At 59.7% G+C, this 16,147-nt stretch carries 11 protein-coding genes; 10 read left to right on the top strand and 1 reads right to left on the bottom strand.

Going from position 1 to position 16,147, the window contains the following annotated elements; genetic code table 11:
- The first annotated feature begins 24 nt into the window (after positions 1 to 24).
- The 6 genes from P0D71_RS11400 (at position 25) to P0D71_RS11425 (ending at position 7,336) form a co-directional block, all read left to right on the top strand.
- Entirely contained in the window at positions 25 to 1,173 is a 1,149-nt protein-coding gene (locus P0D71_RS11400; protein ID WP_408480028.1) for a glycosyltransferase family 4 protein, read from the top strand.
- A 12-nt stretch (positions 1,174 to 1,185) separates the two neighbouring features.
- Entirely contained in the window at positions 1,186 to 2,208 is a 1,023-nt protein-coding gene (gene galE, locus P0D71_RS11405) for a UDP-glucose 4-epimerase GalE (RefSeq protein WP_408480029.1), read from the top strand.
- 225 nt (positions 2,209 to 2,433) lie between these two features.
- Positions 2,434 to 3,651, top strand: a complete 1,218-nt coding sequence (locus P0D71_RS11410; protein WP_408186477.1) for an ABC transporter substrate-binding protein — start codon at positions 2,434 to 2,436, stop codon at positions 3,649 to 3,651.
- A 96-nt stretch (positions 3,652 to 3,747) separates the two neighbouring features.
- Positions 3,748 to 4,623 (top strand): branched-chain amino acid ABC transporter permease, encoded by an 876-nt coding sequence (locus tag P0D71_RS11415; protein WP_091796499.1) that lies wholly within the window; start codon positions 3,748 to 3,750, stop codon positions 4,621 to 4,623.
- Positions 4,624 to 4,631: 8 nt separating this feature from the next.
- The gene (locus tag P0D71_RS11420; protein ID WP_408299041.1) at positions 4,632 to 6,572 is read left to right on the top strand and encodes a branched-chain amino acid ABC transporter ATP-binding protein/permease; all 1,941 of its coding nucleotides are present in this window, start codon (positions 4,632 to 4,634) and stop codon (positions 6,570 to 6,572) included.
- Positions 6,573 to 6,601: 29 nt separating this feature from the next.
- Positions 6,602 to 7,336 carry an ABC transporter ATP-binding protein gene (locus tag P0D71_RS11425; RefSeq protein WP_091796500.1) on the top strand — a complete coding sequence of 245 codons (735 nt, stop codon included), beginning with the start codon at positions 6,602 to 6,604 and terminating at the stop codon, positions 7,334 to 7,336.
- Positions 7,337 to 7,375: 39 nt separating this feature from the next.
- Here P0D71_RS11425 and P0D71_RS11430 read toward each other — a convergent pair whose 3' ends face one another.
- The gene (locus tag P0D71_RS11430) at positions 7,376 to 10,471 is read right to left on the bottom strand and encodes an acetoacetate--CoA ligase (protein WP_408480030.1); all 3,096 of its coding nucleotides are present in this window, start codon (positions 10,469 to 10,471) and stop codon (positions 7,376 to 7,378) included.
- A gap of 13 nt (positions 10,472 to 10,484) precedes the next feature.
- Here P0D71_RS11430 and P0D71_RS11435 point away from each other — a divergent pair, with 13 nt between their 5' ends.
- The 4 genes from P0D71_RS11435 to P0D71_RS11450 all read left to right on the top strand — a co-directional run bounded on the left by P0D71_RS11435 (position 10,485) and on the right by P0D71_RS11450 (position 15,563).
- Positions 10,485 to 10,763, top strand: a complete 279-nt coding sequence (locus P0D71_RS11435; protein ID WP_408186474.1) for a hypothetical protein — start codon at positions 10,485 to 10,487, stop codon at positions 10,761 to 10,763.
- 736 nt (positions 10,764 to 11,499) lie between these two features.
- Positions 11,500 to 12,363, top strand: coding sequence for a sugar transferase (locus tag P0D71_RS11440; protein WP_408186495.1), 864 nt, complete (start codon positions 11,500 to 11,502; stop codon positions 12,361 to 12,363).
- 45 nt (positions 12,364 to 12,408) lie between these two features.
- The gene (locus P0D71_RS11445; protein ID WP_408480031.1) at positions 12,409 to 13,503 is read left to right on the top strand and encodes a glycosyltransferase; all 1,095 of its coding nucleotides are present in this window, start codon (positions 12,409 to 12,411) and stop codon (positions 13,501 to 13,503) included.
- A gap of 812 nt (positions 13,504 to 14,315) precedes the next feature.
- A complete protein-coding gene (locus P0D71_RS11450; protein WP_408480033.1) occupies positions 14,316 to 15,563 on the top strand; it encodes a glycoside hydrolase 5 family protein in 1,248 nt (415 codons plus the stop codon).
- The last annotated feature ends 584 nt before the right edge of the window (positions 15,564 to 16,147 follow it).

Below are 16,147 nucleotides of genomic sequence, written 5' to 3' on the forward strand. Positions count from 1 at the left end.
ATTGACCGCCGAGTTCGTTCCCGCATGAAGCCTGCCTTGAAGTCGACGCCCGCGTTGCGCATTACACTCGTCTGTAACACCGCCTGGGCAATCTATACGTACCGGCAAGGGCTGATCCGTATGCTGGTCGGACGTGGCGTCGACGTGACGGTGCTGGCGCCACGCGACCGCACATTCGAACTGCTCGCCGCCATGGGCTGCCGCTGCATCGAATTGCCGGTCGCCTCCAAGGGCACCAATCCACGCGACGACCTGCACACGCTGTACGCGCTCTATCGGCAATACCGCACGATCCGCCCGCACGTGGTGTTCCACTACACGATCAAGCCGAATATTTATGGCTCGATCGCCGCGAAGCTGGCGGGCGTGCAATCGGTTGCGGTCACAACCGGATTGGGCTACGTGTTCATCCAGCAAAGCCGCGCCGCTCAGGTGGCCAAGAGAATGTATCGTTTCGCGTTCCGTTTCCCGCGCGAAATATGGTTTTTGAATCGCGACGATCAGGCCGCATTTGTCGAACAGAATTTGTTAGTGCATCCTGAGCGCGCAAGACTGTTGCATGGCGAAGGCGTCGATCTGGACCAATTCGCCTTCACGCCGTTGCCCGAGCGGGTGGATTACCGTTTCGTGCTGATCGGGCGGCTGTTGTGGGACAAGGGCGTGGCCGAATACGTCGAAGCCGCACGGCGCCTGCGTGAACGTTATCCGCACGCACGGTTCCAACTGCTCGGCCCGGTGGGTGTCGACAATCCCAGTGCGATTACGCGCGCAGAAGTGGCGGCATGGGAACAGGAAGGCGTCATCGAGTATCTTGGCGAAGCACATGACGTGCGGCCTTTCATCGCCGATGCGGATTGCGTCGTGTTGCCGTCGTATCGCGAAGGCGTGCCGCGCACGCTGATGGAAGCGTCGGCCATGGGCCGCCCCATCGTCACGACCGACGTGCCGGGCTGCCGCGAGGTGGTGGCGGACGGCGTCAACGGATTGCTGTGCGAGGTGCGCAATGCAGAAAGCCTCGCGGCCACGCTGGCGCGCATGCTCGACATGAGCGGCGCCGAGCGCCGGGCCATGGCGGAACGCGGCCGGAAGAAAGTCGCGGAAGAATTCGACGAGCGCGTGGTCGTCGAAACGTATAAGGACCTGGTGCAAAAAATGACGGGCGTTTTACTTTAACGGAGCAACAGCATGACCACGAAGGGCACGATTCTGGTAACGGGCGGCGCGGGCTTTATCGGCTCGCACACCTGTGTCGAACTGCTGAACGGCGGTTACGACGTCGTGGTAATCGACAATCTCGTGAACAGCAACCGCGAATCGCTGCGGCGCGTGGAAAAGATTACCGGCAAGGCGGTGACCTTCTACGAAGCCGACGCGCGCGACCAAGCGGCGCTCAACCGTATTTTCGACGCCCATCCCATCACGGGCGCGATTCACTTTGCCGCGCTGAAGGCGGTGGGCGAGTCGGTGGCCAAGCCGATCGAGTACTACAGCAACAACGTCGGCAGCCTGCTGACCCTGCTCGGCGTGATGCGCGAGCGCAACGTCAAGCAGTTCGTGTTCAGTTCGTCGGCCACCGTGTACGGCGTGCCGAAAAGCTCGCCGATCGACGAGTCGTTCCCGCTGTCGGCCACCAATCCGTATGGCCAGTCGAAGCTGATCGCCGAGCAGGTGTTGCGCGATCTGGAAGTGGCCGATCCGTCGTGGCGCATTGCCACGCTGCGCTACTTCAACCCGGTCGGCGCGCACGAGAGCGGCCTGATCGGCGAAGATCCCGCCGGCATTCCGAATAACCTCATGCCATATGTCGCGCAGGTGGCGGTCGGCAAGCTCGAGAAGCTGCGCGTGTTCGGCGGCGATTACGACACGCCCGACGGCACCGGTGTGCGCGACTACATCCACGTGGTCGATCTGGCGCGCGGGCATCTGGCCGCGCTCGACGCGCTCGTCACGCGCGACGCGAGCTTCGTCGTGAACCTCGGCACGGGCCAGGGCTATAGCGTGATCGACGTGGTCAAGGCGTTCGAGAAAGCCGCCGGACGGCCGGTGCCCTACGAGATCGTGGCGCGCCGCCCGGGCGATGTCGCCTCCTGTTTCGCCGACCCGGCCGCTGCCGAGAAGATCATCGGCTGGCGCGCGCAGTTCGGCATCGAGCGGATGTGCGCGGATCACTGGCGCTGGCAGTCCACGAATCCGCACGGATTCGCCTGAGTCGAAGCAAAGTCGACGGCGGCGCGAAGGCGTCGCCAGGCAGGGGCGCCGCCGCCGTCGATTGAGGGATTGCACCAAGCGGGTAATTCCGAATATTACTAACCCTTTACAGCTTCCTATACTGGCTCACCGTCAGACGGTCAGGCTTCCTAAGAACGTTCGAATCGGGGCGCACGGGCCCGCATCGAGGCTTCGTGCAAGAAAAGACATGCTACGGAGACAGTCATGGGAATTCGCTTGAAGAGCGTAGTGGGCGCGCTCGCGCTTTGTGCCCTCACCAATGTCAGCTACGCGGCGGATCCGATCAAGATCGGCGTCGATGGACCTTTCACCGGTGGCTCGTCTTCGATGGGCGTCAGCATGCGCGACGGCGTGCGCCTTGCCACCGCCGAAATCAATAAGGCCGGCGGCGTGCTCGGCCGCCAGATCGTGCTGGTGGAACGCGACGACGAGGCGAAAAACGAACGCGGCGTGCAGATCGCGCAAGAGCTGATCAACAAGGAAAAAGTCGTGGCGGTGGTCGGTTACATCAACACCGGCGTCGCGCTCGCCTCGCAGCGCTTCTTCCAGGAAGCGAAGATTCCCGTCTTCAACAACGTCGCGACGGGTAGCATCGTGACGAAGCAGTTCACCGACCAGCCGGATAACTACGTGTTCCGCAATGCCGCCGCGGACCGCATCCAGGCGCCCATGATCGTCGAAGAAGCCGTGACCAAACGCGGTTTCAAGAAGGTCGCGATTCTCGCCGACTCGACCAACTACGGTCAGCTCGGCCGCGAAGACCTGGAAAAGGCGCTCGCCGCCAAAGGCGTGAAGCCTGTCGCCGTCGAGAAATTCAATATCAAGGACGTCGACATGACCGCGCAACTGCTCAAGGCCAAAGAGGCCGGAGCGGAAGCGGTGCTGACATACGGGATCGGACCGGAACTCGCGCAGATCGCCAACGGCATGGCCAAGCTCGGCTGGAAAGTACCGCTGATCGGCAGCTGGACGCTTTCGATGGCGAACTACATCGACAACGCCAGCACCAACGGCGAAGGCGCGCGCATGCCGCAAACGTTCATTCAGGAAGCGAACACGCCCAAGCGTAAAGCCTTCATCGACGCATACCTGAAGGAATTCAAGCCGAAGAACAACCGCATCGATTCGCCGGTTTCCGCCGCGCAAGGCTACGACTCGGTTTATCTGCTGGCCGCCGCGATCACCCAGGCCGGCTCGACCGACGGCCCGAAGGTGCGTGCCGCGCTCGAAAGCCTCAACACCAAGGTGGAAGGCGTCGTGATGGTCTATGACAAGCCGTTCACGCACGACGACCACGAGGCGATCAGCCCGAACGTGCCGGTGGTCGGCGAGGTCAAGGGCGGCCGCGTGGTCTACGCGTACGATGCCGACCGCAAAGGCGGCGGGCAGTTGCGCAGCAAGCAGGCGAGTTCCGCGAACTGAGTTTGAAATAAGCGCAGCAGCTTGCTACGGAGCCGCACCCGTCTGAAGGCGGGCGCGGCTTTGCTTCATATCCGGTGAATTCCAGGGCGCTCGACGATGGCCATTCTTCTGCAGCTCATCTATAGCGGCATTGCGCTCGGCATGATCTACGCCGTGATCGCATTCGGCTATCAACTCACGTTCGCCACCTCCGGCACGCTGAACTTCGGCCAGGGCGACGCGCTGATGCTCGGCGCACTGGTCGGCCTCACGCTCGTCACACTCGGCGTCAATTATTGGCTGATGATCCCGCTCGTTTGCGTGTTCGGTCTGCTGCAAGGCGCGTTTGTCGAACGGATCGGGGTGCGGCCCGCGATCAAGATCAAATCCGAATTCGGCTGGATCATGTCGACGATCGCACTCGGCATTATCTTCAAGAACGTCGCCGAGAACGTCTGGGGCCGCGACGATCTGCGCTTCCCTTCCCCGCTGCCGGAAGCACCGCTGAAAATATTCGGCGCCAATGTGCTGCCAATGGAATTGCTGGTGGTCGGCGGCGCCCTCGTCATGATGCTGGCGGTCGAGTTCTTCAACCGCAAGACGATCTTCGGCAAGGCCGTGGTCGCTACCGCGAACGACCGCGACGCCGCGGCGTTGATGGGCATCAATACCGGCCTCGTGATCACGTTTTCGTATGCGCTGTCTTCGCTGACCGCGGCCTTTGCGGGCGTGCTGATCGCGCCGCTCACGCTGACCGGCGCGACGATGGGCGCCGTGCTCGGGCTCAAGGCATTCGCGGTGGCGATTATCGGTGGACTGTCGAGCGGACTGGGTATCGTGGTAGGCGGCGTCATTCTCGGCATTGCGGAGACGACGACCGGCTTCTACCTCTCCACCGGCTACAAGGACGTACCCGGCCTCGTGTTGCTGCTGATCGTGCTCGCGTTGAAACCTGCCGGCCTGTTCGGCAAGACCTCGATCAAGAAAGTGTGAGGACCGCCGTGAATCCCAAGAAGCTCATTGCGTCCGCACTGGCGCTGATCGCGCTCGCGGTGTTTCCCGTGCTGTCGGGGAATCCGTATTACATCCATCTGCTCGAGACGATCATGATCTACGCGATCCTGCTCTTCGGTCTCGATATCGTGGTCGGTTATACAGGGCAGGTGTCGCTCGGCCACGCCGGTCTGTTCGGCGTCGGTGCGTACACGGCCGGCGTGCTGTTCTTCAAACTCGGCATGCCGTTCTTCGTTACTGCGCCGCTGGCGATCCTGGTCACTGCGGGCTTCGGCGCGATTCTCGCGCTGCCGGCGCTGCGCGTGTCCGGCCCCTACCTCGCGATGGTGACGCTCGCGTTCGGCACGATCATCCAGATTCTCATCAACGAGATGGATTTTCTGACCAACGGGCCGATGGGCGTGAAGATTCCAAAGCCTTCGCTGGGCGGCCGGCCGATGAACGAGGTCGAATATTACTGGCTCGTCGCGGCGCTACTGGTTGCCTCGCTGATCGTCGTGCATCGCGTGCTCAAATCGCATCTGGGCCGCGCGTTCGAGGCGTTGCGCGACAGTCCGATCGCGTCGGACTGCATGGGCGTGTCGGTGTACCGCTACAAGGTCTATGCATTCGTGATCAGCGCGGGGTTTGCCGGGCTGGCCGGCTGCCTCTATTCGTATTCCGAGCAGTACATCTCGCCGAACACCTATAACTTCGAGCTGACCATTCTGTTCCTGCTCGCCATCATCATGGGTGGCCGTAAAACCCGCACCGGCGCGCTGCTCGGCTCGGCGATCATCGTCCTGTTGCCGAAACTGCTCGACGACATCGACATGTTCCGCACTGTCGCTTCCGTCCTGGCGGCGGTCGTCGTGATCGGCGCGGGCGTCGCGCTGGCGCGCAAGGTGTCCACGCCGCGCAAAGTTGCGATTCCCGTTCTGGGCACGGTGGGTCTTGCCGCGTTTTCCTACCGGATCGACACACTCGCCGACTGGCGGCTCACCATATTCGGCTTGATGATCCTGCTCGTCGTGTATTACCTGCAGGATGGCGTGGTCGGCTTCGTGCGCAAGATCGTGACGCATGGCCGGGTCCGCACCGTCACCGTCGACACCACGAAACCGGCGACGATTGGCGGCGATGCGATTCAGGCGGTGCAAGCCGGGGGCACGGAAGACATTCTGGAACTGCGCGGCATCCTCATGCAGTTCAGCGGACTGAAGGCGCTCAACAATGTCGATCTGACCGTGCAACGCGGCACGATTCACGGGCTGATCGGACCGAACGGCTCGGGCAAGAGCACGATGATGAACGTGCTGACCGGCATCTATGTGCCGACCGCGGGCACGCTCTCTTATCGCGGCGCATCGCTCGCGGGGAAAACCTCGTCGCAGATCGCGCTGTCCGGTATTGCGCGCACGTTCCAGAATGTGCAACTGTTCGGCGAAATGACCGCGCTCGAGAATGTGCTGGTCGGCCTGCATCACACATTCAACGCGAATCTCGCGGACGTCGGACTGATGTCATCGCGCTACCGGCGCGAGGAGCGCGCCGCCCGCGAGCGCGCGTTCGGCATGCTGCGCTTTGTCGGCCTGGACAATGTCGCGGCCGAAGAAGCGCGCAACCTGCCGTACGGCAAACAGCGCTTGCTCGAAATCGCGCGGGCGCTCGCGCTCGATCCGCAATTGCTGCTGCTCGACGAACCGGCCGCCGGACTCACCGCGCCGGACATCAAGGAGCTGGTCGCGATCATTCGCAAGGTGCGCGATCACGGCATTACCGTCGTGCTGATCGAGCATCATATGGACGTGGTGATGAGCGTATGCGACCGGGTTTCGGTGCTGGACTTCGGGCAGAAGATTGCTGAAGGCAAGCCCGCCGATATTCAGTCTAACGAAAAAGTCATCGAAGCCTATCTCGGCGGCCAGCCTGCCGGTCAGGCGGCGTGAGCCCGCCCGGCGCCACTACAGGAACAGACATGTTATCGATCAGAAATCTGCATGCGGGCTACGGCAAGGTCAAAGTGCTGCACGGCATTTCGATCGACGTGCCGAAGGCTTCGGTCGTCACGCTGATCGGCTCGAACGGCGCGGGTAAAACGACGACCATGCGCGCGATCTCCGGCATGATCCGGCCGAGCGCCGGCGAGATCACGATGGGCGTCGGCGCCGACGCGAAGCGTATCGACGCACTGGAATCGCACCGCATTGCGCGGCTGGGACTCGCGCATTCGCCGGAAGGCCGACGCGTGTTCGCGACCATGAGCGTGACCGACAACCTCATGCTGGGCGCGTTCCCCCGCCTGACGTCGGCGCGACCTCGCGGTGACGTGAAGGCCGATCTGGAGCGTGCAATCGAGATGTTTCCGCGGCTCAAGGAACGGCGGCATCAACTGGCGGGCACACTCTCCGGCGGCGAGCAGCAGATGCTCGCCATGGCGCGCGCGATCATGATGAACCCGGATCTGGTATTGCTCGACGAACCGTCGATGGGACTCGCGCCTATTCTGGTCGAAGAGGTGTTCCGGATCATTGGGAATCTGAAAAGCGAGGGCGTCACCATGTTGCTGGTCGAACAGTTCGCCGCTGCCGCGCTCAATGTGGCCGATTATGGCTATGTGCTGGAGAACGGCAGGATCGCAGCGCATGGGCCCGCCGCGGAGTTGCGCAACGATCCTTCGGTGAAGGCGGCGTATCTGGGCGCGAGTCACTGAGGCTCGTGCGGATTCCGGTGGGTAGCGCGTTAATCGAAGTCATAAGCTCGCGAGACCGCGGTCGAGTTCCGCCGCCACGAGCTGCAAGTTGGGTTCGACGATCAGGTCGGCGTGGCCGCCGGAGATTTCCGTCACTGTCAGCCCGGCACGGGCGACACGCCGCCAAAGCAGCAGCGGATCGCCGTGCCCATTCTGTGCAACCGCCGCACGGACATAGATAATCAGCCCCGCGTCATAGGGCTTGGGCCGATAGCTCGCCATCGCAACCCGCATCGTTTCGCGCATATGCCTGAGCACCGGAGGCATCGCCGGTGTGTAGCCTTCCGGCCGCTGTGGCATGCGGCCGAGGCGCATCCGCACCTGGTCCATCACGCTCACGAAGCGGTCCGTGAGATAGCCGGGCAGCCGCGCCGCCGGCATCGCCCGCACTGCCCGCCAATGTGAGCGCGCAGAACCGGCACGCCGCAGCAACCGCGCCGTCCAGGGCAGGCAATGTTCATGCACATACGTGTCGAGCAGGAATAGCATCTTGATCCGCTCGCCGGCGCCTTGCAGCTGTTGCGCAATCTCAAATGCCACCAGCCCGCCGAATGAATATCCCGCCAACGCGTAGGGCCCTTCTGGTTGCACGACACGCATCTGTTCGATGTAGCTCGCCGCCATGTCTTCGACGCGCAACTGCGCGGGTTGCTCTCCGTCGAGCCCGCGCGCCAGCAGTCCATAAACCGGACGTGGACTATTCAGCGCGCCGATCAGCGCAAGGCATTCCATCACCGAACCACTCGCGCTGTGCACGAGAAAAAGCGGCGAGCCGGTGCCGGCACGCACCTGCACGAGCGTCGGCGACGCCGGCGGCAGCGCGTCGTCATCAATGAGGGCGGCGAGCCGCGCGATGGTCGGCGCAGTCATCAGCATGGCGAACGGAATTGCGCGTCCCGTCGACTCACGGACGTCGGCGAGCAAGCGCGTCGCCAGCAGCGAATGGCCGCCGAGATCAAAGAAGTTGTCGTCGCGGCCGATCGGCGCGACGCCGAACAGCTTCTCCCATTGCGCCTGCAGATGCGCTTCGAGTTGCTCACGCGTCCCACCCACAGGTGGCAACTCACGCGTGCCCAGATTCAGCGCCGGGTGACGCCGGATCGCATCGAGACACTCGGGATTGCGCAACGCCGCCGTATTGCCGATCGGCAATCCATTGATCGCGTTGCGCGCCGCGGCTTCGGAAAGCTTGCCGTTGTGTGTTGTCGGCAAAGCATCGACCGCAAGGATCCGGTCCGGCGCGTGGGCCGGAGAGGCACGGCGCGCGAGGTCACGGCGCACACGGGCGGCGAGCGAACCGGTCAGCACCGCGCCGTCAGTTAGCACCAGTAGCAACACGACACGCGATTCGAAATCGTTGGGCATCGCTTGATGACCGGCCGCGCTGTGCATTCGCTGCTCGACGACCAACGCCTCGCGGATTTCGGGAATGTCGTTCAATACGCGGTAGATCTCAGCCGGGCCCACATTGATGCCACGCACATTCAGCACGCCGTCCGAGCGGCCGTGCATGCGCACGCCACCGTCTGGCGAGAACGCGATCAGATCGCCATGGGTCCACACACCCGGATTGCTGGCGAAATAGGCAGCATGAAAGGCAGCTCCCCCGACATCACCGAAAAACCCAAGAGGACGCGACGGAAACGGGTTCACGCAGACGAGCTGGCCGACGGCGTCGGTGCGCGCTCCCCGCTCCCATGCCTGCACGTCGAGCGCGAGGCTTTTGCATTGCGCCTCGCCAGCGTAGACGGGCAGATTCGGATTGCCCAGCATAAAGCAGCCGAGAATGTCCGTGCCGCCCGAGATGGATTGCAGTTGCAGCGGCTTGACGTGAGTGCGTACCCATTCGAATTGCGAGTCGAACAGCACAGATCCGGTGGACAGCATCGCTCGCAACGCGCCGAGGTCGAACTGTTCGCCGCATTCCAAGCCAGCCTCTTCGCACATTTTCAGGTAAGCGGGACTCGTGCCGAATACGGTGACGCGCTCTTGCGCTACGAGACGCCATAGCGTGTCGACCGTCGAGATCGGGCCGTCGTATGTCACGATCTCGACACCGGAAGCCAATGCGGAGAGTTGCCAGTTCCACATCATCCACGCGCAACTCGTATGGAAATACATTCGATCGCCTGGGCGCAGATCGCTGTGGAGCTGATGCTCCTTCAGGTGTTCGAGCAGCGTGCCGCCGGCGCCGTGTACGATGCATTTGGGCTTGCCGGTGGTTCCCGACGAGAACATGATAAAAAGCGGATGGTTGAAGGGGAATCGACGCCATTCGAAGCGGCCGGCATCGCCGGTGTTGAGCAGTGCGCCGAGCGAATAGACCGGTTGCGTCAGCGTGCTCGGCAGAACTCCTTCGTCGAGACAGACGACGCCTTGCAGCGATGGCAGCGCGACCGCCAACTCGGAAATTTTGCTTGCTACCGACCTGCCTGTGTCGAAGGTCCGCGCCGCGGCATGGGCGAGCAGCATTCGTGGTTCGAGCGGCATGAAGCGATCAAGGATCGCATCGACGCCCATTTCGGGGGCCGCCGTCGACAACGTCGCGCCAAGGGCGGTGACGGCCAACGCGGCAACGATCGCATCGGCGTCGTTGCGCATGACCGCCACCACGCGGTCACCCTCGCCTAATCCTAGCGCCGACAGTGCCTGCGCGACGCGCGCCACGCGCTCGCGCAATTGCGCGCGAGTGAGATGGATGCGACGCCCGTCGGCATGGCAGGCGGTCACGGCGGGTGCGTCGCCGTTCGCCGCTGACAGCCTGAGCAGATTGTCCGCGTAATTCAACTGCATTTGCGGGAAGAAGCTCGAGTGTTCGCAATCATCGCCGTCACACACTGGCTCAATGGCGCCCGACCACTCCAGTCCAGGCGACCATTGCACGAAACATCGCCAGAAGGTCCTGAACTCACGCACGGAGAAGTCGTGCAGTGCATCGAAGTCACAAAGCGGCTGACCGGTATGGGTGCGCAGGAAAGCGGTAAACGCGCTCAACTGCGAAGCGTCGATTCGCTCGGACGTGCTCACATGAATGGGCGCGCGCTCCGTCAAGCGGTTTGACCCGCGGAACGCACCAGGTAGGTCGACAGGATTCATGGAGATTGCACCTATGTCATGCGATGCCATCTGGAAAACGGCGGCGCCGAACGCGGCGCGCACACCGACTGCCGTCGTGCTTTCGCAATTATTACCCGACGGGAGGCTCGGGGTGTTCAAGCATGCCGACCGGCTGAACAAGCCAGCTAGCCGATGTAACGTGTTCTGTACGGAATCGAACACGCCTATTTCCGCCTTTGATTGCACCCTTCAATCCGTAGAAGCTTTGCCGCACACACGCCGCCTTCTCGAATCGAATATGCAGTGCATGATTCACGGCATTGCACCGTGATCTCAACCAAACTTGCTTCTGCCGACTGAGCCGTTTCATCATACACATGGACGCATGTTTTGACGCGTGTTCTAACCGCGCTTTATGTGCTGTACCGAACGGAGTAGCGGTATTCGTACGGATACTCTACGTCTACACATGCTCGACTAAAGACAGGGCAAGCGGGCATTCATCGCATTAGTTGAGACTGCGGGATCGACCCGGCAACAGGCGGCGAGGGGACCCCGATTTCTCTCTTGCCCGGATTGACACGTGACTTTCGTAATGCTGATAGCGAATAAGTCGCTCGCTAGTCCAACGTATCGCTGTCTAAGGTATGGCGGAAATTGACTGAGGCATCTTTCTGAGTCGGCCAGGATATCGTCGCTTTACGACTCATCGAATGACGGATGCTGAATTGCATAGCTATACTTTCCATTGAAAAATCATAATCTGGGTGGTGGGGAATACGGTGCCAGACGTCTTGCGGCGTGCATTTCCGCATTACATGGAGAAGCGAACATTCGTATTTTTTACATATTTTTCTTCTCAATTATTAATATCATTTTCATAGCAATTCGACGTTGCTACTCCCTCTGCTTTCCTATCTCGGGTAGTCCGCAGCACATCTCGACTGGTAACCCGCCTCTTTCTGTCTGTGCGGCTGGTACCCCGCCTCACCGGTGGAATTAACCGGAGTGGCCCGCAATGCCGAACACTGATGTACTCGTCAACGAACTTCGATCGGGGGGCAGCAATGGCTTTAGTCGGCAAGGTATCGGAATCAGTATCAAAGGAAGTTAATCCTTTCGATGCCCGCTACGAAGGTCGTTCGCATGCCGACCATTCTGAATTGGGCGGCCGCGGTTTTTCGGCTACGCACATAGATAACGTCTCGGAATTCAGTCGCGGTGAGGAATCACTTTCTTCGGACCTGTCACCCGAAACCGTGACAAGTCCTGTGGCTTGCCGCACGCTGTCGGCCGCGAACGACCCCGATATTCCAACGAGGAAAGGCGAGTTCACGAAACGCGCTTTCGACATTTTCGGTGCATCGGCCATGCTGATCGCGTTGTTGCCGATTTTCCTCGTAATAGGTTGCGTCGTACTGAGCGACGGCGGGTCGGCTTTCTTTGGTCATCCGCGCGTTGGGCGAGGTGGCCGATCGTTTCGCTGTTTGAAGTTCCGCTCCATGGTACCGAAGGCCGATGTCGTTCTCGCTGAACTCCTGGCTGCGGACGCCAGCGCCCGTGAAGAATGGAATCGCGATTTCAAGCTGAAGAACGATGTTCGCGTTACCGCCGTTGGCCGGTTTCTGCGCAAGACGAGCCTTGATGAACTACCCCAGCTCTGGAATGTTCTTCGCGGCGACATGAGCCTCGTTGGCCCTCGGCCCATTGTCACCAAGGAGTTGGAACGATATGGCGCGGACGCCCATTATTACCTGTCGGTTAGACCCGGAGTGACAGGATTGTGGCAGGTGAGCGGACGAAACAATGTTGACTATGCAACGAGAGTGGCACTGGACGTCTCCTATGTAAAGGAACGTTCGACCCTGCTCGATATCAGCATTCTGCTGCGAACGTTCAAGGTGGTTTTTGAAGGAAGCGGGGCTTACTGAGAGAATGCAATCGAACCGTGTTGATCCGATGCCTGCATACTGCCGATGAGAATCGTTCATGTGGTCGAGTCCACAGCGACCGGCACGCTCTCCGTAATATGCATGATCTCGAACCGTCTCGCGAGTGAGGGCCACGAAGTTTACGTGGTGTTTTCCAGGCGCGACGAAACGCCCGCCAATTTGCCGTCTCTCTTTCATCCGAAGGTCCACCTGCGGCACTTTCAGATGAAAGGCCGGCCCGTTACCAGCATACTGTTCGGATTGCGTCGTGAGCTTAATAGCTTGCGCCCTGACATCGTTCATCTGCACTCGTCGTTCGCTGGATTTCTGGGACGACTGTCAACCATTTCCTCCTTGCGATCGACTAGGTTTTTTTACAGTCCTCATTGCATCTCTTTCATGCGCTCGGATGTCTCCAGGCTGAAGAAGACGTGCTTCATTGGACTCGAAGCGTTGGCTTGCCTGAAGAAATCTACTTATGTGGCATGCTCCGAAAGTGAACGTGCCATCGTTCGACGCTACTTGCGCACGCAAGTAGTACTGGTCGAAAACGCGCTCGACAAACACGTAACGACAAGTTACCTGGCCGCTTCGACTCAGGAGCGCCCCCGTCCGTCCAGATGCGTTGTGACCGTGGGCGGCATCAGACGACAGAAGAACCCCGAGTTGTTCGCTGAAATAGCGCGCCTATTCAAACGACGGGATGTCGAATTCGTCTGGATCGGTGACGGAGACGAGGCTGCAAAGAAAGTACTGGCCGATGCGAACGTCACCGTCACCGGCTGGCTTAGCCGATCGATAGCGATGGAAAAGGTTAAAGGTGCCGAAGCCTACCTGTCCACTTCCTCATGGGAAGGGATGCCCATCTCTATCATCGAAGCAATGGCGCTCGGAACACCAATCGTCGCTTCGAGTTGCCCGGGGAACATCGACGTCCTTAGTCACGCCAGGACTGGCATGATCTTCAATAGCGCCGAAGAGGCAGTGGCCTCGCTGACACGGATGATGGAAGACGACAATTTTCGGATCGCCATGGCAGAGCGCGCGCAAGATGAGGTACGCAAGCGTTTTAGCGAGGATCGCTTTTTCGATGACGTGACCGCACTGTATCAAGCGCAGATGCCGTTAATAGAAATCTAACGTTTTATATTTCATTTATTTTTCTTTTTTTTCTCACCGTGATCGCGCCAAAAAGGCGCGCATCCTCCCGTTGATCACCCCATTCGACTCGCGCATCAGGTGTCACAGGTGCGCGGGCCGGAACGCCAATTCAATTCTCTGACGTTTCCCACTCAGCAGAAACCCTAGGTTTCCCCAGCGTTTACTGAAGTTTCAGCATCGGAAAGATGTGCACTACTTCGGAACGCTAACCATTATCAGTTCGCCCGCTTTATGGCGTACTAGGCTCCAACTTTGTCCGAAGAGTACTTGCTTTTTTCCTCGTCAGACCCTGTTAAAAGTACTAATTACTCATGCAATTTTAGGTTGGGCATTTTTTCTATTCATGTTAGGATTCGCTCTCGGTATATTTTACAAAAGATTTCTTTTTTGTATGAAGAATCAACGGCTTCCATGAGCCCCCCACTCATCTTTAGCAAGCACTATTTACTGATGTCAACGTCCACCAAAGGGTTTTCCCTCTCTGTGCGAGGATCTTGCAACGGTAGCTTCTGCAAATCCCAAGCCGGGCGAGGCCGTGTAGTGATCGACCGTCGCTACATGAATTGCGCCTTTCATTCCATACGAAAGGCAAACGTTTGCGTGTAGCAGGCTGAGCTACGAGGTACCCGCCGGCACTCGACCTGCAAAGAATCAGGTCTGTGCAGCTACCTGGCGGTGAAGTGAACGGCGATCAAGTTTTTTCGGCTCGGTGTCAAGTGCACCGCCGCTACAAAAGCCTGCACGCCGGAAAGCGTCTCGTCTCTTTCCTTCGGGTTTCAACGCGGGATTGATTGGACACCCACACGAATTGCATGGTGTTCTGGAAACTCGCCAATTATTTGAAGCCTTTATTTTTATTATTCGCACTCCTAACAGCCATGCATAATATTCAGATAAGCACTACTAACTTACGAAAAAATAAACCAAATCGACAAACGCAACTCAAGAGAATTCTTTCGTCGCACACGACGCGTCTTCTCGGCGCCGCGCTTTCCGGCAGCATCCTGCTTGCAGCCTGCGGCGGCGGGGGCGACTCTTCGCAAGACCCAGCGGCAGTGGCCAATAGAACGAAGCGCAACCCCTCGGCGCCCGCAACAACTACACCGGCTACGACGACAGCGTCGACTGGCAAGATTTTTTATGGCGTCAACGGCCACTTCCAGCAAGGCGGCGCCTACGCCTCATCAAGCACGCAAACGCAATTGGCCCAGCTTCAAGATTTGGGAATGACGATTTATCGCAGCGATGTTTCCAGCAAAGCAGCTGCAACGGCGCTCGCACAGATTGCCACCACGATGGCTGCGGGAGGCGTCACCGTTTACCCGGTGCTGCTCATCTCGCCGCAAGAGTATTCGAGCGAAACGGCCTCGTACAACGCCGGATATGCGCTCGGCCAGCAGGTGGCCTCCGCCATGCACGCGTCTTACTACGAGGTCGGCAACGAGCTTGAGGCGGACACCCTTGCCGGCAACTACGACGGGACATTCCCGACGGATTACGTCAACAGTAAATTCATGATTGCTCGCGGCGCAATCCGCGGCATGATCGACGGCATCAAGTCTGTCGATACCCAAGGCAAGATCGTCATGGGCGCAGGAACTTGGCTGCATTGGGGTTTCGACGAGATGCTCGCACAGGGTACGCAGCCGGATGGTACGGCGGGTCACCCCGTTGTCTCCTGGGATGTAACGGCGTGGCACTGGTACAACGACTATGACGATATCCAGAACATCTGCGGCGGGTCGGGCTGCTATAACGTCCTGTCCAAGCTTCAGGCGTTCGGCAAGCCGATCTGGCTGACCGAGTATGGCGTACGCCCCTGGACTGCCACCGACTCACAAGCTGGAGCTTACCTAACCGGCAATACCATGATGGCCGAATATGCGTCTGTGGCTTCGACGTACAACCTGCAGTCCATTCAGATGTACGAGCTTTACGATGATCCTGCCGGGACATACGGATTGCTTCAAAGTGATGGCAAAACGAAAAAGCCTCAGTACGCGAGCGTGAAATCCTTCATCGCGTCGCATCCGAAATAAACGCATTCGGATCTACCTGCAGCACATACGCGCCAGAACCTCCACGCTGGCGCGTTTTTTTTTGCAATTCCGCTTCTATCTGACACAAAACGCCTTATTGCAGTGAGCACCTGACGCCATCTCCGACTTATTTGGCAACGGGAGGAGCGACCTTGCGCCTAAGCCCAACGCGGAATCTGCTGGGAACGTCCAGACAGTGAGGTACCGTTCGCGATCGCGATTGCCGGTCGGCCCCCGCTGGTCCGACTCCCCTTTCCGCGATATGAGCGATACCGAACGGACCCGGACTATTCAAGTCGATAACGTGGGCACTCGTCACATTCGCTCCGGACTCGACAATCTTCGGGTGAGAGCGAAGGTCTTTCCCTAAAGCCGCATCGCGGCGTCGGACCCAAATCATGCTCTTCACGCGAGCCATGAAGTCCCGCCGAGGCGGCGCGACAGAATGAAGGCCCTGAGAACGTGACATGCGACATCAGCACGCGTGCCGCTTTTGTTCGACTCGATAGCCGGCTCAACACCCGTTCGTCTGGTGCGAGAGCTGAATGCACTTCTTATCATGTCGCTGAACCGAATCATCAACA

Origin of the sequence: Paraburkholderia sp. RL17-383-BIF-A (genome assembly GCF_046028015.1) — a bacterium.
GTDB lineage: Bacteria > Pseudomonadota > Gammaproteobacteria > Burkholderiales > Burkholderiaceae > Paraburkholderia.